Below are 19,017 nucleotides of genomic sequence, written 5' to 3' on the forward strand. Positions count from 1 at the left end.
ACGGCAAGGAAACCGAGAAAGCCCTTGTAAAAGCCGACATCACCTGCAACAAAAATATGGTGCCGTTTGATGATAAATCAGCATTTACTACTTCGGGAATCCGTCTCGGTACGGCGGCCATCACCACACGCGGCCTTAAGGAGAACGACATGTCGACCATCGCCGGACTCATCAATGAGGTCGTGATAAACCTCAAAGACGACTCCGTTATCAGCGAGGTCCGCACAAAAGTGAATGCGCTGATGGATGAGAAGCCCCTGTTTCAGTATTAAGAGGGAAGCTGGGTAATGAAGGAAGGATGCTGCACCGTTACGGCTTCGTCGCGGTGAGGCTCCATCGGAGTGACAGGTGTGGGATGCTTGATGCTGGGTGACCTATGCTGGATGGAATATCATTACCAAAAAAATCAGCTTCTTTTACCCCGGCCCTAAAGGGAGTGAAGCTGATTTTTTTGTAGGCCATTTTTAAAAACCTAACAAAATGGCTCGACGGGCATCGGGAGTCAAACTGTTAGTGGTTCGACGGGTGAAGAATTATAAATAATTACTCAACGATTTTGCAGCTTCCACAGACTCGCTCTCTTTTCCTCGACCCCTCATCTATCAATGTGTGAATGAGATGACCTAGGAGTTATTTGCGTTAAGAAAAATTTGAATTTCTTCCCACAGGCCTTTCCACACTTAACACATAAAAATCCCCATTGTTCGAGTGGCGGCAATAAATTGTTTTAAGAGGTTGAATCTTCCGATCCGCCCTAGTTATGGGGATTTTCTTGGAAGAAATTCAACTTTTTTAGCAAATAAATCCAGTCTTGACTTTTTTGTTACTTTTTGTGTTAAGACAAAAAGTAAGCAGAATAGGAGATGAAAACAAAACAAAAAGCATAAAGAATATTTTAATAGTTAACCTCTTTTCGATTAATGGAACAGAAAAAGTCTTACACTTTCCTCGAAATCAAACAGAAAATGGCCGCTTACTGCAGCTATCAGGACCGCTGTCATCAGGAAGTGGAACAGAAGATGCGGGATTTTCTGCTGATTCCGGAGGCCAAGGAAGAAATTCTGCTCTACCTGATGCGGGAGAATTTCCTGAACGAAGAACGGTTTACGAGAAGTTATATCCGTGGGAAATTTTATATCAAATCCTGGGGCCGCAACAAGATCCGGAACCACCTGAAATTTAAAGGCGTGCCGGAGAAGCTGATCAACCGCTGTTTCGATGAAATCGATGACGCGGATTATGAAAAGACGCTCCTCAAAATCTATGAACAGTACTACGCCCGCCAGACGGGTAAGGAATATCAGAAGAAATCGAAGACCACTAAGTACCTGCTGGGAAGGGGTTTTGAGTATGAGGAGATTCTCAAGGTGAGTGGGTGAGTTTGTGACTGGTTTAGTGGTTTAGTGGTTTAGTGATTGAGTACTTGGGTGGCGATGGGGGGTGAATTTGTCACTTTGTCAAAGTTTTAAACAGTATAACAATACTTTGACAAAGTTTATCCTGTCACTTGTTTTTGCACCCATCTTCCATCTTCCATCACCCATCACCCATCATCCAAAATCTCCCATCTCCCATCCCTTGCAGGCAATTCTTCCCTGAAAATGGCGTTTTAACTAAAGTTAATCTGCGGCGGGATTAAAAAAAATACCCATTATTGAAATAATTTTAATTAATTTGCACAAATATTAAATAAACAGATAACATCCAATATCGACCGATATGAAGAAAATAAGTACAGTCCTCGCCCTCTTTTTAGCCATTGCCATCAGCGCGCAGTCAATTAAATATGGTGTTACCGGGAACATTCACAGAGGTTCTATCGTAGGGGTACACGACAGGTCTATAGGGAAATACGGTGGCGGATTAGGAATCTTCGCGGAGATTCCATTGGTGGAGAATGATGTCTTCGATTCTGCTTGGCTCTATGTAGTGCCACAGGTTGAATACAGTATGCAGGGTGAAAATGCTGAGGTAAAAAAAGATATTTATGGATTGCAGAAATTCCATCATGACTATTTAGCCATGCAGGTCTATCTGAAGTGGTTTTTTCATAAAGGTAATATGAAAAGAGATCTTTTTTTATTCGCTGGACCGCGGATTGAATATCTGGTGCGAGAAGACAGAAAGGTTGATCCCGCATACGATCTCACGCATTACAAGGTAAATCTTGACGATGAAATTGAAAAATTCGGATACGGAGTATCTTTCGGCGCAGGGCTCAAAATCAGCCAGCAGTGGTCTGCCTTTCTTCGTTACGACCGCGGCTTCAGCAAGGTGTATCCAAAGAATGATCGTAACAATACCTACAACAGGCTGATCGCTTTAGGGGTGAATTATTACCTGAACGAGAACTGGTGGTAAAAACAGCACGATTTTTGACCAAGATTACAGCCTGATGAAAATAGCTTTACTTTTGTAATCTTAAAATTTAACAATGAAAAAATACGCAGCCGTATTTCATATCCTTTTTATTGCGCTCTTCCTGACTTCCTGTAAACCTAAAAAGAATATCGTTTATATGTCCAATGATAACTTCCAGCAGGAAGTATCACAGGCGCGATATGCCGGACTTCATATCCAGGAAGGCGACCAGCTTCAGATTTTAGTTTCCGCTTTCGATGATATTGCGGTACGACCTTTCAACATCGGAACAATGAACCGAACAGGTACATCTGGCAGTACAGCTAACAATACTGCAATTACTCCCAGTGAATACACGGTGAGCAGCGACGGTACCATTGTTTTTCCTGTACTGGGACCGGTGTACTGCAAAGGCATGACGAAGCAGCAACTTAAGGAGGACCTGGAAAGCCGGCTTAAAAGGTATCTTACCGATCCACTCGTTACAATCACCCTGACCAATTTCAACATCAGTGTGCTCGGGGAGGTGAAAAGTCCCGGACAGAAAACCAGTCCCACCGAAAAACTCAATATTTTTCAGGCCATCGCGTTGGCAGGCGATCTTACCTATGACGCGAACCGGACGAATATAAAACTGATCCGGACTTCTGAAGCCACCGGTAAAGATGAAACGGTCTCGCTCGACCTCTCTGAGGCTTCTATTGTGAATTCCCCCTATTACTATTTACAGCAGAACGACATCCTTTATGTAGAACCGGACCGCAACAAACAGGTGGCGGTAAATACCGACTCGGCGACGGATAAATGGATCCGCTACGGAGGCGTCGCTTTAGGAATTGTTACGCTGATTATTACTTTAACCCGAAAATAAAAATTGATGGAACTTTTAGAATCTTCGGGTCCTGTACAGAAGGCCAAGCCCCTTAATATCAAGAAAGAAATAGTAAAATACCTCAGGAAATGGCCCTGGTTCCTCATCAGCATGGTGATTTTCTATACCGCTGCCCAAATTTATCTGCGGTATGCCGAACCCCAGTACCATACCAAGACTTCCCTAAAACTGCTTGAGTCGAAGGGTAAGAATGCGAGCGCCCTCACTGACCTGAAAAATTTCGGCATGGGGGTGAGCGGGTCCGATGAGCTTCAGGGTGAAACTACGGTGATCGTTTCAAAGCCCATTTTAGAGAAGGTCGCCCGTAATCTTAACCTGGATGTTTCCGTGTACAGTTCAGGAAAGATCAAGGAATTTGAACTCTACAGGAATTCGCCCTATGAGGTGAGAATCGTCAGTTTAAACAATCCCTCAGGCTTCAGCGGAGCCACCTATGAAATGACACCTGTAGGCAGTAATTCCTACCGGCTTTCCGGCTCCGGTAAAATTTACAGGTTCGGAAGCCCCGTGAAAGTTTCGTTTGGGGTGATTCATATTGCCGCAAAACCCGGCACCAGAAATAAGGTTCCTCTGAAGATTGTTTTTAAAAATATCGCCAGGGTGGTGAGTGGGTTGGAATCAACCATCAATGTCAGCCTGCCTCCCAACAAGGGCATGCTCATGGAGGTCTCTATGGTCGGACCTGTACCGAGAAAATCTGAGGATATCCTCAATGAGCTCAGCAAACAGTACCTTATCGACGGGGTGAACGATAAAAATGAGGAAGCCCAGAATACCCAGAATTTCATTAACGAAAGACTGGAAATCATCACGGAAGACCTGTCGGGTATTGAGGGACAAAAAGAAAATTTCAAGCGTTCCAACCAGATCACCAACCTCGATGCGCAGGCGGGTATTGCTTTAGGCAGTGCTGAGGAAAACACCAAAGCAGTGGTGGAAAAGAGCATGCAGCTGGATGTGGTGAATTCTGTACTTTCAGCCAGCGGCAGCGACCAGCTTCTGCCCTCAGGGATGGGCCTGAGTTCAGGAGCGGAAACGGCAATCAGTCAGTATAACGAACTCCTGCTGACCCGAAACCGCGTGCTGAAGCAGGCAACAGGGGAAAACCCTGCAGTCGTGGAGATGAACAAGCAGATTGGTGCACTCCGCAACCTGATCCGTAAGAACCTCATGGAAAGCCGCGAAACCCTGCAGCTGCAGATTGCCCAGGCGAATGCCCAGCTCAATGTCGCGAAAGGCAATATCAGCCGGTACCCTACCCAGGAAAAGATCTTCCGAAGCATCGACCGGCAGCAGACGCTGAAAGAACAGCTGTACCTCTACCTTTTACAGAAAAGGGAAGAGAATGCCATTACCCTGGCGGTGACCGCCCCCAAAGCCAAAATCGTAAACCCGGCGTTTACCACCGGCAAAGTACAGCCTCAGAACCAGCAGATTATCCTGGGCGCGCTTGCCGCAGGCTTCCTGCTTCCGCTGGTCTTCTTCTTTGCCAAAAACACCCTGGATACCAAGGTGCATACCAAAGAACATATTCTTGCGCATTTTCCCGATGCCTCTATTATTAGTGAAATACCGGTACAGGACACGCCGGATGAGTTGGTTCATGCCAATGATTTTTCAGTATTTTCTGAATCCTTCAGGATCCTGAGTTCCAACCTTAAATTTCTTCTGAAAGCCAAAACCCAGGAAAAAGGAGGGGTGGTACTGGTCACTTCATCCATCAAGGGAGAGGGCAAAACCACTGTTTCAATGAATACCGCGCTAACCTTATCCGGCAGCAGTTCCGTACTCATTATCGGGGCCGACATCCGTAATCCTCAGCTCGATCGATTTTTTAAAGGTAAAAATACTGGTCTTACTGATTATCTGGTTTCCGATGATACCGAGCCTGCTCATTTTATCGTACCGTCAGGACTCAGTGAAAACCTCGATGTGATGTTTGGCGGCAGCATTGCCCCGAACCCCAATGACCTGCTCGACATGGAAAAATTCGACACCATGCTTGCCGGACTTAAAAAACGCTATGATTATATCATCCTCGATTCCGCGCCCGTAATGCTGGTGAGTGATACCCTTCACCTCATCGAACATGCCGACGCTGTACTCTATGTGGTAAAATCAGATTTTACCGAGAAAGAAATGATCGATTTCGCTTACGGGTTCCGCAACGAAAACAGGATCGATAATATGGCCTTCGTCCTCAACAGTGTAAAACCTGAGAATACCCGCTATGGGTCCAAACTGGGCTACGGCTATTATTCGGAAGAGCACATCCACAAACCGAAGTGGTGGAAACGGTTTGGGCTGTAGGATGCTGGGTGGTTGAGTGATTGAATGGGTTAGTGGTTGAGTGGTTGAGTGGTGTAGTAGTTTAGTTGTTTAGTGGTTTAGTGAGGAATGCTGGCTGATGGAGGCTGGCTTCTGGCATGTGGCATGTGGCTTCTGGCATTTAACTTCTGGCGTTTGGCTTCTGACATCCAAAATCTAACATCCATCATCCAGCTTCCAGCATCTAAAATCTAAAATCTAAAATCTCTCCTCTCCTCTCCTTCACAAAATTACCACAAACCCCACCCATACTGGTCTGTATTTTGTAAATTTGCGGACTGTTAACATTATTGGAACGGGCATGCTGTTCACCATCATACTATGAAAAAAATACTCATCACCGGCGGTGCCGGATTTATCGGCTCGAATCTCTGTGAATATTTCATCGGCAAAGGCGACCGGGTCACCTGTCTGGATAATTTTTCCACAGGTTTTATGCATAATATCGAGCATCTGCTGGAGCATCCGCAGTTTGTCCTGATTGAAGGGGATATCCGCGATGCTGAAACGTGCGCCAAAGGCTGTGAAGGCCAGGATTATGTGCTGCATCAGGCCGCCCTGGGTTCGGTGCCACGGTCCATTAATGATCCTGTGACGAGCAATGATGTGAATGTGAGTGGTTTCCTCAATATGCTCGTGGCCGCGCGTGATGCCCATGTGAAACGCTTTATCTATGCCGCCAGTTCTTCCACCTACGGAGACTCCGATTCCCTGCCGAAAGTCGAGGAGGTGATTGGAAGACCGCTGTCGCCCTACGCCATCACCAAATATGTGAACGAGCTCTACGCTGATGTGTTTTCGAAAACTTACGGCATGGAGTGTATCGGTCTCCGGTATTTCAATGTCTTTGGGAGGAAGCAGAACCCCAACGGTGCCTATGCCGCGGTGATTCCGAAGTTTGTCATCCAGCTGATGAACCATGAAAGTCCGGTCATCAACGGTACCGGCGATTATTCCCGCGATTTCACCTACATCGACAATGTCATCCAGATGAATGAGAAGGCCATGCTTTCCGAAAACCCTGAGGCGGTGAACACTGTTTATAACACGGCAGTGGGCGACCGTACCACCCTGAATACGCTGGTCGCTTATCTCAAAGAATACCTGGGAACTTTCGATCCCGAAATCCTGAATGTAGAGACCATTTACGGACCAGAGCGGGCCGGAGATATCCCGCACTCGCTGGCTTCTGTGGAGAAAGCGAAAAGACTTTTGAGCTACGAACCTACCCACAACATACAGGCCGGACTTAAAGAGGCGGTGACTTGGTATTGGGAGCATTTGAGATGAGGCTTTGATGCGTGCTGGAGGCTGGGTGCTGGAGGTATGAAGTTGGGTGAGAGAGGAGTGATTGAGTGGCGATTTGATGGGTGATGGGTGCTGAATGTATGAAGCTGGATGAGGCAGGAGCTTTTGACTTTGCAAAAGAGTTTGCTTCGTCATTCTCGGCAAGGAGTGATTGAATGATTGAGTGAGGGATGCGGGGTGATTGAGTGTTTGAGGGATTGAGTGTTTGAGTGATTGACTGTTGAGTGGCTACAGTTTAGCTAGCGTTTGGCTTCCAGCATTTAGCATCCAACATCCAGCATCCACCACCCAGCATCCAACATCCAACATCTATAATCTAAAATTTAGCATGGCATCTGCCACCCTTCTTCCATCTTCCATCTTCCGACATCCAGCATCCAGGATACAACATCTATAATCTAAAATCTATAATCTAAAATCTAGCATGGCATCCACCACCCAGCATCTATTATGTTAACTTCACTTCACATCACTCCGGCATTTGCAAATAAATACTTACCTTTGTCGCTTCAAAAAAAGAAAAAAAGCAGGTGAATGAAATGCTAAGTCTTCACTTTTCAGTGTTTTACAGAAACAGTGTCGCTTTTTAACACCCTATTCTATGAAAGAAAAAATCGCCATCATCGGCCTTGGATATGTCGGTCTTCCTCTGGCCCGGCTTTTTGCCACCAAATACCCTGTGGTAGGATTTGATATCAACCAAAAAAGAATCGCTGAACTCAATGCCGGTAATGACTTTACCCTGGAGGTGGAAGAAGATCTGCTCAAATCGGTACTTGTTTCGGAGAACCCGGTGGCTTCCGGCTCCCAGCATCCCGCACCCAGCGTCCCACCCGTCATTGCGAGGAGCGACGAAGGAGCGACGAAGCAAACTCATTCCGAAGGAATGCTCGGCTCCCAGCATCCAGCATCCAACACCCCGCTCAACGGATTGTACTGCACCCACCAACTCACCGACATCGCAGCCGCCAATATCTATATCATCACGGTACCTACGCCCGTAGACAAGAATAACAAGCCTGACCTTACGCCGCTGTACAAAGCAAGCGAAACCGTAGGGAAGGTACTGAAGAAAGGGGATGTCGTGATTTATGAATCTACGGTGTATCCCGGCGCGACAGAAGAAGAATGTATTCCGGTCTTAGAAAAGATCTCCGGACTGAAGTTCAATGAAGATTTCTTTGCAGGGTATTCCCCAGAGAGGATCAATCCTGGCGATAAAGAACATACCGTAGAAAAAATATTAAAAGTGACCTCAGGCTCTACACCGGAGATTGGAAAAGTGGTGGATGATCTGTATAAATCGGTCATCATCGCCGGAACTCACCTTGCCCCTACGATTAAAGTGGCGGAAGCCGCGAAGGTGATTGAGAATTCGCAGCGCGACATCAATATCGCGTTTGTGAATGAACTGGCGAAAATCTTCAACCTCATGGACATCAATACCCATGACGTGCTGGAAGCAGCAGGAACCAAGTGGAACTTCCTGCCCTTTAAACCGGGACTCGTAGGCGGACACTGTATCGGCGTTGATCCCTATTACCTGGCGCAGAAAGCCCAGGAACTCGGCTACCATCCTGAAATTATCCTGGCGGGCAGAAGACTGAACGATTCTATGGGGTCTTATGTGGCGTCGCAGGTGGTGAAAGCCATGATTAAAAAGAATATCGCCATCAACGGCGCAAAGGTGCTTATGCTGGGTATTACCTTTAAAGAAAACTGTCCGGATGTCCGCAATACCAAGATCGTAGATGTTGTGGCTGCCTTGAAGGATTATGGAATCGACGTCACCATTTACGACCCGTGGGCCAATCCCGAAGAAGTAAAACACGAGTATGGTCTCACCTGTCTCAACAGATTAGATCACACCTGTCATTCCGAACGCAGTGAGGAACCTCTTTCCGCAGCGCAGCCGGAAAGCACCTCAACCCATCAATACGATGCAATCGTATTGGGAGTTGCCCACAACGAATTCCTCGACCTCGACCTGAGCCTAAACCTTAAATCAGATGGAATCGTTTATGATGTGAAAGGGATTCTTAAACACGCAAATTCTAAATTATAATGAAGATCGCAGTTGCCGGTACCGGATATGTAGGGCTTTCCAATGCCGTTTTGCTGGCGCAGCACCACGAAGTGGTAGCGCTGGACATCGTGCCGGAGAAAGTACAGTTACTGAATGAGAAAAAGTCGCCTATTGAGGATGACTATATCACCGACTATCTGCAGCATCAACCGCTGAACTTCAGGGCTACGTCAGATCCTGCTGACGCTTATGAGAATGCGGATTTTGTTATCGTGGCAACGCCCACCGATTACGATCCCAAAACCAATTATTTTGATACCGGCAGTGTAGAGCACGTGATTCATGACCTCATCCGGATCAATCCGAAAGCGGTAGCCATCATTAAATCTACGGTACCGGTAGGATTTACCGAAAGCCTCAGGAAGAAACTTAATTTTGAAAACATCATCTTCTCCCCGGAATTCCTGAGAGAAGGGAAAGCCCTCTACGACAATTTATATCCTTCCCGGATCATTGTCGGCGAGCAGAGTGAAAGAGCCGAGGTATTTGCATCTTTGCTGAAGCAAGGGGCACTTAAAAAAGACGTGCCTGTTCTTTTCACGAATGCGACAGAAGCCGAAGCCATCAAGCTTTTTTCGAACACGTATCTGGCACTCCGGGTGGCTTATTTCAATGAACTCGACAGTTATGCCCAAATTCATGAGCTGGACAGCCGCCAGATTATTGAAGGCGTAGGCCTTGATCCGCGGATTGGTCATCATTATAATAACCCGTCTTTTGGATATGGCGGGTATTGTCTTCCTAAAGACACCAAGCAGCTGCTGGCGAATTATGATGCGGTGCCGAACAATATCATTGGAGCAATTGTTGACGCGAACCGTACCCGAAAAGATTTTATCGCCGATTCTATTCTCGCGCGAAATCCTAAAAAGGTGGGAGTTTACCGCTTAATTATGAAATCCGGTTCCGATAATTTCCGTGCTTCTGCCATTCAGGGCGTCATGAAAAGAATCAAGGCGAAGGGCGTGGAAGTGGTGGTGTATGAACCGGTACTGAAAGAAGAAACCTTTTTCGGATCGCGGGTGACCCAGGACTTAGAAGCATTTAAAAAAGAATGTGATGTCATCATCTCCAACCGAAAAGCTCCCGAACTGGATGATGTGAAGGAGAAGGTTTATACCAGGGATCTGTTTGGGAACGACTAAGGGGGACGATGAAGTTTGGAGGATGAGGTATGGAGGATGAGGTATGAAGTATAGGTAAAAGGTATGAATGATTAACGGGATTTGAGTAATCCTTCTGTACACCATTATGTTCATAGTATATAAACATCTCTCAAGTACCCATTTCCCCGTCACCTGCATTCATTCTAACTTTTGATATCTAAACTCTAACCTCGAACCTCTAGCTTCTAACTCATAACACCTTTCCAATCAACCAAAAGAAAATCCCCGGCTCACAGCCAGGGATTATTTTTTTAAGGATGAAAACACATTTTCTTGGGTTTCTTGAATGGCAGGGAAACTAATTTAATCTTCTTTGGCCATAGTTGCAGATTTTGGCCTTTCGCACAGCGCGCCTTTTGAAAGAGCTTCCGAATCCGACAGACTTCTTGGCTATTGTACTGTCGGTGTTCCCATTTGCACTGGGCAATTTTTTCTTTAAGGCGATGGAGATCGATAATCTTGCTTCTTGGTCTTGTCCTTGGCTGTGGTATGACCTCTTTATGGGGGTCAGGTTCGCAATATTTTATGGAAGTATGGCCGAAGTGGTCTGCATCTCCGGGACTGACCATAAAATTTTTGGGATAATAAACTTTGCCTTTTATGACCGTAGATCTTATTTTTCCGGCTTTCCTATAGCGTTGCAATGTTCTTTCAGTAACATGCAGATGCTCGCACATGCTCACATTGTCATAAAACGTTGCATCTAAATCGTCTTGATGTGCGCTGTAAATTTGGGGAGCTTTGACGGTCTCTACTAAACATTCGGTAATAAGATTAATTGCTGCCTGAAGATCCCCAGATTTTGCTAAAAATTCCATAATTTTTAATTTTTAAAAAATTAGTATTTCGCACAGCCTGAACCTTTTAGCTGATGATTTAATCAACGCTTTGTTCAGGCGTACCCGTCAAAAATAGAATTTTGTTTTTTTATTAAAAAGCCTAAACGGAAAAAATAAGTGATTTAAGCTGAAAAATTGTCAAAAATTACAAAAAAGGTGCATGAATAGAGGGTTTATGAACAGATTCTATATTCTGCTTTCCGGAGGTAGGATTTGGGTCAAAAGGCAGTTTCCTTCGAATCAGCTTCGGAAAAGGTACCTTGTTGCCGAAGCCAACTGCTATTTGATTCGAATGTGATTCGAAGCCAACCCTGCCAAAAGCCAATTTCATTGGATGGCTTTTTCCAGTTCCTTTCCTTTTTCCAATTTTTTAGATTTTGGATGGTCTATTTTGCCTCCCGGCGACAATAGGTGACAAAACACGACAGCTTTATTTGGGGATTCAGACACAGAACGACGATTCGCGTCAGTTCTTGTAAATCAGGGTTTTACATTGTATGTTTGTGGTAGAAATGATGCTGCAGAGTCGTTTCGAAGTATCGGTATTTTTAAATGTTTAATCCCTAAAAAATAAAAGAAATGGGAAAAATTCAGATCGGAATCCTCGGTGGATTCCAGGGAAAAGTTGGAACCGTAGTTGGTTCCACATGGCGAGGTGAAGATATTATTAAGGCTTTACCCAAAAGAAGGGCAGATAACCCTACAGAACTGCAAAAAATTCAACGGCTGAAGTTTAAGGCAGTCAGTGAATTCCTCAATCCTTTGCGGGATACTTTGAGCAGGTATTTCAGCAATGATGTTGGGGTGAAGAGCAGGTATAATCTTGCAACGTCCTACCACCTCCTCAATGCAGTAGAGGTGACGGGTGAAGTGGCAACGATGCTGTTCAACAGGGTGATGGTCTCTAAAGGGGTGCTTTACAGTTTCCAAAACCCGACTGTGGCGCACACGGGAACTGAAGTGACGCTGAATTGGGAAGACAATTCTACGATGGGTAATGCAAAAGCGGAAGATGCCGTGCATGTGGTTTTTTACAGTGTGGAACATCAGATGTTCTTCGTGTATGAAAACGTAGCGGAACGCAGTGCGCTCACTGCCAGCATTACTTTGCCCGCAAATTTGGCAGGTACCGCAGTGGAAGCCTACGCATTTCTGTACAGCAGTGCCATTAAATTTTCTTCTAATTCGGTTTATCTGGGCAAACTTGTTCTCGATTAGTACTCGCTACAAGCGCCAGGCAACTCCCAGACTTCATGCTTTGGGAGTTGTTTTTATTTACGCAGTAGGCAATAAGCAGTAAGTAATACGCAATAAGCAATACGCCATACTCAATGAGTTACTTCAGCTAAAATCTAGCATCTGGCATCTGGCATCTGGCTTGTGGCTTGTGGCTTGTGGCTTCCAGCACCTAAAATCTAAAATCTAGAATCCCTCATCCATCTTCCATCACCCCTCGAAAGAGATTGTGCTTTGCATTGTTTACAATATACACAAACCCACATTAACAAGATTTCTTATATCCCATTGCGTCAATGTTTAAAATAAAATGGCTACTTTTGCTGAAAATTTTAAACGCCTGAAATACCCAAGTCCCTTGTTTGCAATGCTTGGCATATTGCCGCTAAAGATTTGGATTGGGAAAATTTGAGAGGTAATCAGAGATTCTATTTCAGGGATATGATGGGTTGATTCTTAACCAATTATATAAAGTAAAATGAACGAATGTCATTAAAAAAACAGGCCGTGTCCGGAATGATCTGGACTTTCTCCCAGCAATTTGGTGTCCAGTTGATTACTTTTGCAGTAAGTATTATTCTTGCAAGATTATTACTGCCTTCTGATTTCGGAACTATTGCAATGTTTAGTGTGGTAATGTCGGTTGCCTCTTCATTGGTTGACGGGGGAATGTCTTCAAGTCTCATTCGATCTACAGAAGCAGATGACCGTGATTTATCCACCATCTTTTGGTTCAATATAATGGTCGCGGTTGCCATGTATCTTATTATTTTTTTTACCGCCCCTCTGATTGCTAACTTTTATAAAGTAGAAATACTGACCTCAGTCATCAGAGTGTACAGTATTACCATTATCATTAGATCTTTAACAGCAGTACAGGGAACCAGATTTGTGAAAGCTATGGATTTTAAGACACTGTTCAAAATCCAATTACCATCATTGATTATCGGAGCGGTGTCGGGCGTTGTGATGGCTTATATAGGTTTTGGAATTTGGGCATTAGTTTATTATCCGATCATACAGGCAGTTGTTGGAGGTGTTCAGTTGTGGTGGTATAGCAAATGGAGACCATTACTGCTTTTTGATCAACCGAAGTTCAAAGAGCATTTTAGCTTTGGATATAAAATGACCTTATCTGGCCTGTTAGATACCGTGTTTAACAATATCTACACTATTCTTATCGGAAAATACTTTTCCAATGCCCAGTTAGGATATTACAATAGAGCAGATAATCTCAAACAATTACCTGTTGCAAATCTTTCAACAGCACTTAACAAAGTAACCTTTCCTCTATTTGCTCAATTAAAGAATAATGATGAGAAGCTGAAAGAGGTGTACAAAAAATTGATGAAACTGGTGATTTTTATTATTGCACCCGTTTTATTTTTGATGATGATAGTAGCAGAACCAATGATCCGCTTTTTATTGACTGACAAATGGTTGCCGGCAGTACCTTATCTGCAGGTTCTCGTCTTGTCAGGCATCCTGTATCCAATTCATGCATATAACCTTAATATATTGAACGTAAAAGGTCGTTCAGATCTATTCTTAAAGCTCGAATTTTGGAAAAAAGGATTGCAAATCATATCGCTGCTTGCATCCGTACCTTTCGGCATCATAGGAATTGTTTGGGGACAGGTTATATTTTCAGTTTTGGCATTTTTTATCAATACCCATTATACCGGAAAATATTTAAAATATGGATCGTTCCAACAGTTAAAGGATTTAATGCCCATCATATTTCTTTCTGCATTTCTTGCATCAGTTATTTATTTAGCTGATCATTTCTTTTTCAATAAATGGTTAGATTTGCCAAGATTAATCGTGTTATCCTTGATATACGCTGGACTTTATCTGGGAATTGTATGGATATTTAAATTCAAAGAAATTAATTATATTAAAGAACTTATCAAAAAATGATCCCCGTAACCAAACCTTTTTTACCGCCACAACAGGTTTACCAACATTATCTTGATGGAATCTGGAAACGCAATTGGCTCACCAATATGGGGCCGCTTGCCAGTGATCTTGAGCTTAGGCTGAAAGAACATCTGAAACTTGATCATCTGCTTTTTGTGACCAACGGAACGGTGGCGTTGCAAATGGCGATTAAAGCCTTATATCTGAAAGGAGAAATCATTACCACGCCCTTTTCCTTTGTGGCGACCACGAGCAGCATTGTGTGGGAAGGATGTACACCGGTATTTGTGGATATTGATGAAGATTCTCTGAATATCAATGCGGATCTTATTGAGGGAGCGATAACTGATAAAACCTCCGCCATCCTGGCGACGCATGTTTATGGTAATCCTTGCGATGTGGAGAAAATTGAAGAGATTGCCCAAAAGCATCAGCTTAAAGTGATATACGATGCCGCTCACGCTTTTGGAGTGGAGGTGAATGGGAAATCGATCTTTGAGTACGGAGATATTTCTACCTGTTCGCTGCATGCTACCAAGCTCTATCATTCAGTAGAGGGCGGATTGGTGATTACCAAAGATGCTATTTTGTTGAAAAAGTTAGCGTACATGAGAAACTTTGGTTTCGATGGTCCGGAAAGCTTTGCTGAATTAGGAATTAATGGAAAAAACTCGGAATACCATGCCGCGATGGGATTGGCAAACCTGAAATATTTGGACGCCATCCATCAGAGAAGAAAGGAACTCACCGAAAGGTATGATGAAAAACTAAAAAACCTAAAAGCAAGAAGACCCATATGGCATGCCGGTTCCGAAAACAACTTTGCCTATTATCCTTTGGTGTTCGAATCGGAAGCATTGATGTTGAAATGTGTGGAGCTGCTGAAACTGAATGAAATCTTTACCCGCAGATATTTTTATCCTTCCCTAGCATCTTCTTTGCCTTACGTGAAGCCTCAGGAATTGCTGGTAACAAGCGATATTGCACAAAGGGTTTTGTGTTTACCTCTGTATTATGACCTCACTTTGGAAGAAGTGGATTTAATCTGTCGTTTAATATTAAGAGTTCAAAATAACTGATTATGCTGATCATTGGTGCGAAAGGTTTCGCAAAAGAAGTGCTTGAGATTCTTCATCAAAACGGACAAACAGAAGATCTTTGTTTTTATGATGATGTGAATGACGATGTGCATGAGAAATTATTCGGGCAATTTCCTATTTTAAGAACAATGGAGCAAGCAAAAACCTATTTCAAAGAAACCTCAAATCAATTTGTTTTAGGTATTGGAAATCCTCTTTTGCGCAAAAAACTTTGTAACCAATTTGAAAATATAGGGGGCGAGCTAAGCAGTACCATCAGCAAAAATGCTGAAATAGGAAATTTTGGAATTAACATCAGTTCAGGATGTAATATCCTTCCAGGAGCGAAAATTTCAAATGATGTAGAAATAGGAAAGGGCACCATGATTTATTATAATTCAGTGATTACTCATGATGTTAAAATTGGGGAGTTTTGTGAAATCTCACCATCGGTCAACATCCTGGGAAGAGTGCATATTGGTAATTTTGTAAGTATCGGAGCAGGCTCCGTAATTTTTCCTGATGTGGTTATTGGTAGCAATTCGGTCATTGCTGCAGGAGCAGTGGTGAGGAATAATGTGCCTGAAAAAGTGATGGTCGCCGGAATACCAGCGGTGATTAAGAAAGAATTGATAAAGCCATAGAATGAAAAGAATTATTCATTTTGCCAATGATGAAAAGTTTATAGATAAAGCTTATGATGAATTCAAGCAGTTTGAATCATTAGCCCATTCGCATTTTACTATTTTCAGTAATAATTCTCAATTGAAGCACATTCGTTTTAAGTGTTCTATAGCAGATGAAAATTATTTTAAACATCCAGAAACAGAGGTAATCTTAAATTCTTATGATTTAATTATTATTCACTTCATGGATGTAAGATATTTTGATTTGCTTAAAAACCAAAGAATTAAAACAAAAATTTTATGGATTGGATGGGGTGGAGATTACTATTGGTTGATCAATACGCTTAATAATTTCTCAATATATAAGGAATTAACAAAAGCCCAACTTGGAATAAAAGACAACTTTTTTCTCAAAATTCTGAAAAAGTATAAAAACAACAAAAATGTAAATTTACTGAATAGAGTAAATTACTTTTCACCAGTATTAGAGGAAGACTTTTCACTAATTAAGAAAAACTATAAGAATTTTAAGCCTCAATACGTTGCATGGAATTATGGTAATCTAGAAGACCACTATAGATCCGATTTGCCAATACTTGGGGATGCTGTACTTTTAGGGAATAGTGCTACTGCTACCAATAATCACTATGATCTTATCAAGATTATTGACCAACTAAATCTCTCTAATGAAAAAATCTTCATACCGGTAAGTTATGGAGAGAAAGGATATATAGATCGCTTGAAAAAATATCTTTTGAAAAGGGATATTAATGTAAAAAATATCATATTACTGGAGGATTTCCTGACAGTGGACGAATATAATAATATACTTTCCCAATGTAGTAATGTTTTTATGGGACATATTAGGCAACAGGCAATGGGAAATGTGATCTATTTAATTTACATGGGAGCTCGGTTATTTTTCTTTAGGGAAAGTGTAGTATATAATTATCTCATCAAGAATGGTCTTGCGGTATATTCTTTTGATCAGTTACTCGACAATAGACAATTGTTACATGAAACAGTGGATTCCGAAACTCATTTACAGAATCGGGAAATCTTAAGAGCACTTTGGGGAAAACAGATCAATAGAGAGAATACGGAAAGAATAATTATGTTGGCATAAAAGTATGAATAAGAATTTACCAAAAGTTAGTGTAGTAACCATCACTTATGGTCACGAGAAATACATCAAAGAAACCCTTGATGGAGTGATGATGCAACAATATTCCGGACCCGTGGAATTTATTATCGCAAACGACAACTCTCCAGATGCCACCGAGGAGATAGTGAAGAAGTATTTCTTAGAAAATCCGGCACCAAGCAATTTTGAAATAAAATATACTAAACATGCAGCCAATAAGGGCATGATGCCTAATTTTATATGGGCATTAGAACAGGCAACCGGAAAATATATTGCCCTCTGCGAAGGCGATGATTACTGGACTGATCCTTTGAAGTTGCAGAAACAGGTGGATTTTTTCGAAGAGTATAAGGAGTGTGTATTTGTATTTACAGCAGCTATTTCTTTACGAGGCACTATAGAAGAAGAATATTTCTCGAATAAATTATTCACATCAGGTTTAATTTCTAAAAAATTATTCTTACAGAATGGAGGAGGAAACTTTGCTACCGCTTCCGTTGTTTTTAAAAAAGATGATTTATTACCAATTCCTCCATTTTTTAAAAATGCAACCGCTGGCGATATGTTCCTAGCTTTATTAGCGGTTACAAAAGGTGAAATTGGATATATTAGTGATAAAACAGCAGCTTACAGACAGATGGCATCGAATTCATGGACTGCTAGTCTCACTTATGAAAAATATGTAGAACATTACCTTACGTTACAATCCTTATTAGGAGAATTTGATCTATACACCGAAAATAGATATACTGAGATAACAAATATGTTAAGGAAATCTTATACGACCAATTATATTTACATGCAGTTAATACACTTGCCCTTAAAAGATAGTCTAATTACTGTTTTTAATAATTTATCTTTTAAAAACGATTTTAGATATAATAAACAGTTGATTAAAACATTTGTCTGGCGGTTATTAAAAAGGAGAAAAATTTTTTCATGATTTTATGAAAAAATAAAAAATAATGAAGTTTTTAAAATCTCCCCGATAATGAATATAGAAATAGCTTTTAAAATTTCTAATTCAAATGTTATTCAGATCAGATTAAACAAATTGTTTAGCAGCAGGAGATCCGACTAAGATAATCATAGAAAATATTTCATGCAAATAGTATAAACATAGTTTAATATGATGAAAAAAAATAAAGTGTATTGTATCATTGTAACTTATAATGCAATGAAGTGGATTGAGAGGTGTCTTAATACTATTCAAGAAGATCATGTTCAATTAGAAATCATTGTTATTGATAATAATTCAACAGATGAAACCGTTGCATTTATTAAAAAGAATTTTCCAAGCATTCAAATTTTTCCGCAGCAAGAAAATTTAGGATTTTCAGGTGCAAATAATTTAGGGTATGAATTGGCGAAAAAGAATAATGCTGATTTTGTTTACCTATTGAATCAGGATACTATAAGCTATCCAAACAATATTGAAAAGCTCATCAAAATTTATGATAGCTACCGGAGTATAGGGGTGGTTTCTCCTTTACATTTAAATGATGATGGTAATAAATTAGACAAAAAATTTGAAGAATACATTACCTCAGGCTCCTGCCCTCATTATATTTCCGATATTTCTTTAGGGAAAACAAAAGAATTTTATCAAATAGGTTTTGTAAATGCGGCAGCATGGTTAATTAAGGTTGAAACGATACAATCTTTAGGTGGTTTGTTTTCAAAGGCTTTTTATCATTATGGGGAAGATTCTAATTTTTTGTCCAGACTGCGATTTCATAAGAAAATATGTGTTATTGTACCAAATGTTTTTATTCATCATTTAAGAGAGGAAAGAGAAGGAAAAATGAGTACAGCATTTGAGAATAGAAAACTTTCTATAAAAAAGGTTGAAATTATGACCAATCCTAATATTTCCTATAAGAAAGCGATGTCAAATACATTTCGATATGCTGGACAACAACTTTTTAGAATGAATATTAAAGGAGCTTGTGAGCTTTTTTCATATCCTCTTTTTCATTATCATAAAATAAATAAATTTAGAGCGTCTTATAAATCAGGATCAATTCTTTAA

Annotated in this window: 15 protein-coding genes and 1 pseudogene; 15 read left to right on the forward strand and 1 reads right to left on the reverse strand. The window is 41.7% G+C overall.

The genetic code is table 11. The features are described 5' to 3' along the window. The 8 genes and pseudogenes from glyA to V5N63_RS01305 form a co-directional block, all read left to right on the forward strand. Positions 1–272: pseudogene (glyA, locus tag V5N63_RS01270) on the forward strand (serine hydroxymethyltransferase); the annotation flags it as partial. A gap of 648 nt (positions 273–920) precedes the next feature. Beyond that, a complete protein-coding gene (locus tag V5N63_RS01275) occupies positions 921–1,379 on the forward strand; it encodes a regulatory protein RecX (RefSeq protein ID WP_332032294.1) in 459 nt (152 codons plus the stop codon). Between the two features lie 340 nt (positions 1,380–1,719). Next, on the forward strand, positions 1,720–2,361 hold the full coding sequence (locus V5N63_RS01280; RefSeq protein ID WP_332032296.1) for an outer membrane beta-barrel protein: 642 nt from the start codon (positions 1,720–1,722) through the stop codon (positions 2,359–2,361). 73 nt (positions 2,362–2,434) lie between these two features. Continuing rightward, positions 2,435–3,232 (forward strand): polysaccharide biosynthesis/export family protein, encoded by a 798-nt coding sequence (locus V5N63_RS01285; RefSeq protein ID WP_332032298.1) that lies wholly within the window; start codon positions 2,435–2,437, stop codon positions 3,230–3,232. Positions 3,233–3,238: 6 nt separating this feature from the next. Further along, positions 3,239–5,563 carry a GumC family protein gene (locus V5N63_RS01290; protein WP_332032300.1) on the forward strand — a complete coding sequence of 775 codons (2,325 nt, stop codon included), beginning with the start codon at positions 3,239–3,241 and terminating at the stop codon, positions 5,561–5,563. A 339-nt stretch (positions 5,564–5,902) separates the two neighbouring features. Next, on the forward strand, positions 5,903–6,871 hold the full coding sequence (locus V5N63_RS01295; RefSeq protein WP_332032302.1) for an SDR family oxidoreductase: 969 nt from the start codon (positions 5,903–5,905) through the stop codon (positions 6,869–6,871). A gap of 619 nt (positions 6,872–7,490) precedes the next feature. Further along, on the forward strand, positions 7,491–8,954 hold the full coding sequence (locus V5N63_RS01300; protein ID WP_332032304.1) for a nucleotide sugar dehydrogenase: 1,464 nt from the start codon (positions 7,491–7,493) through the stop codon (positions 8,952–8,954). Then, positions 8,954–10,120, forward strand: a complete 1,167-nt coding sequence (locus V5N63_RS01305) for a nucleotide sugar dehydrogenase (protein WP_332032306.1) — start codon at positions 8,954–8,956, stop codon at positions 10,118–10,120. Before V5N63_RS01300 ends, V5N63_RS01305 begins: the two co-directional genes overlap by 1 nt. 272 nt (positions 10,121–10,392) lie before the next feature. On the opposite strand, the gene V5N63_RS01310 is transcribed toward V5N63_RS01305, so the two are convergent. Further along, positions 10,393–10,959 carry a helix-turn-helix domain-containing protein gene (locus V5N63_RS01310; protein WP_332032308.1) on the reverse strand — a complete coding sequence of 189 codons (567 nt, stop codon included), beginning with the start codon at positions 10,957–10,959 and terminating at the stop codon, positions 10,393–10,395. A 600-nt stretch (positions 10,960–11,559) separates the two neighbouring features. On the opposite strand from V5N63_RS01310, the gene V5N63_RS01315 reads away from it, so the two are divergent. The 7 genes from V5N63_RS01315 to V5N63_RS01345 all read left to right on the forward strand — a co-directional run bounded on the left by V5N63_RS01315 (position 11,560) and on the right by V5N63_RS01345 (position 19,017). Then, positions 11,560–12,198, forward strand: coding sequence for a DUF6266 family protein (locus V5N63_RS01315; protein ID WP_332032310.1), 639 nt, complete (start codon positions 11,560–11,562; stop codon positions 12,196–12,198). A gap of 504 nt (positions 12,199–12,702) precedes the next feature. Next, positions 12,703–14,136 (forward strand): lipopolysaccharide biosynthesis protein, encoded by a 1,434-nt coding sequence (locus V5N63_RS01320; RefSeq protein WP_332032312.1) that lies wholly within the window; start codon positions 12,703–12,705, stop codon positions 14,134–14,136. Beyond that, positions 14,133–15,215, forward strand: coding sequence for a DegT/DnrJ/EryC1/StrS family aminotransferase (locus V5N63_RS01325; protein WP_332032314.1), 1,083 nt, complete (start codon positions 14,133–14,135; stop codon positions 15,213–15,215). Before V5N63_RS01320 ends, V5N63_RS01325 begins: the two co-directional genes overlap by 4 nt. Positions 15,216–15,217: 2 nt before the next feature. Then, positions 15,218–15,859, forward strand: coding sequence for an acetyltransferase (locus tag V5N63_RS01330; protein ID WP_332032316.1), 642 nt, complete (start codon positions 15,218–15,220; stop codon positions 15,857–15,859). Position 15,860: 1 nt separating this feature from the next. Then, on the forward strand, positions 15,861–16,967 hold the full coding sequence (locus V5N63_RS01335) for a TDP-N-acetylfucosamine:lipid II N-acetylfucosaminyltransferase (RefSeq protein ID WP_332032318.1): 1,107 nt from the start codon (positions 15,861–15,863) through the stop codon (positions 16,965–16,967). A gap of 4 nt (positions 16,968–16,971) precedes the next feature. Next, complete coding sequence (locus V5N63_RS01340; RefSeq protein ID WP_332032320.1) at positions 16,972–17,928, forward strand: glycosyltransferase; 957 nt, start codon at positions 16,972–16,974, stop codon at positions 17,926–17,928. Positions 17,929–18,114: 186 nt separating this feature from the next. After that, a complete protein-coding gene (locus V5N63_RS01345) occupies positions 18,115–19,017 on the forward strand; it encodes a glycosyltransferase family 2 protein (protein WP_332032322.1) in 903 nt (300 codons plus the stop codon).

This window comes from Kaistella sp. (assembly GCF_032060305.1).
Taxonomy (GTDB): Bacteria; Bacteroidota; Bacteroidia; order Flavobacteriales; family Weeksellaceae; genus Kaistella; species Kaistella yananensis.

Bases quoted from the DNA above. Each gene is read 5' to 3' on its own strand.
- V5N63_RS01315 (WP_332032310.1), top strand. From the start codon at position 11,560: ATGGGAAAAATTCAGATCGGAATCCTCGGTGGATTCCAGGGAAAAGTT.
- V5N63_RS01280 (WP_332032296.1), top strand. From the start codon at position 1,720: ATGAAGAAAATAAGTACAGTCCTCGCCCTCTTTTTAGCCATTGCCATC.
- V5N63_RS01335 (WP_332032318.1), top strand. From the start codon at position 15,861: ATGAAAAGAATTATTCATTTTGCCAATGATGAAAAGTTTATAGATAAA.
- V5N63_RS01285 (WP_332032298.1), top strand. From the start codon at position 2,435: ATGAAAAAATACGCAGCCGTATTTCATATCCTTTTTATTGCGCTCTTC.
- V5N63_RS01310 (WP_332032308.1), bottom strand. From the start codon at position 10,959: ATGGAATTTTTAGCAAAATCTGGGGATCTTCAGGCAGCAATTAATCTT.
- V5N63_RS01345 (WP_332032322.1), top strand. From the start codon at position 18,115: ATGATGAAAAAAAATAAAGTGTATTGTATCATTGTAACTTATAATGCA.
- V5N63_RS01290 (WP_332032300.1), top strand. From the start codon at position 3,239: ATGGAACTTTTAGAATCTTCGGGTCCTGTACAGAAGGCCAAGCCCCTT.
- V5N63_RS01300 (WP_332032304.1), top strand. From the start codon at position 7,491: ATGAAAGAAAAAATCGCCATCATCGGCCTTGGATATGTCGGTCTTCCT.
- V5N63_RS01330 (WP_332032316.1), top strand. From the start codon at position 15,218: ATGCTGATCATTGGTGCGAAAGGTTTCGCAAAAGAAGTGCTTGAGATT.
- V5N63_RS01295 (WP_332032302.1), top strand. From the start codon at position 5,903: ATGAAAAAAATACTCATCACCGGCGGTGCCGGATTTATCGGCTCGAAT.
- V5N63_RS01325 (WP_332032314.1), top strand. From the start codon at position 14,133: ATGATCCCCGTAACCAAACCTTTTTTACCGCCACAACAGGTTTACCAA.
- V5N63_RS01275 (WP_332032294.1), top strand. From the start codon at position 921: ATGGAACAGAAAAAGTCTTACACTTTCCTCGAAATCAAACAGAAAATG.
- V5N63_RS01340 (WP_332032320.1), top strand. From the start codon at position 16,972: ATGAATAAGAATTTACCAAAAGTTAGTGTAGTAACCATCACTTATGGT.
- V5N63_RS01320 (WP_332032312.1), top strand. From the start codon at position 12,703: ATGTCATTAAAAAAACAGGCCGTGTCCGGAATGATCTGGACTTTCTCC.
- V5N63_RS01305 (WP_332032306.1), top strand. From the start codon at position 8,954: ATGAAGATCGCAGTTGCCGGTACCGGATATGTAGGGCTTTCCAATGCC.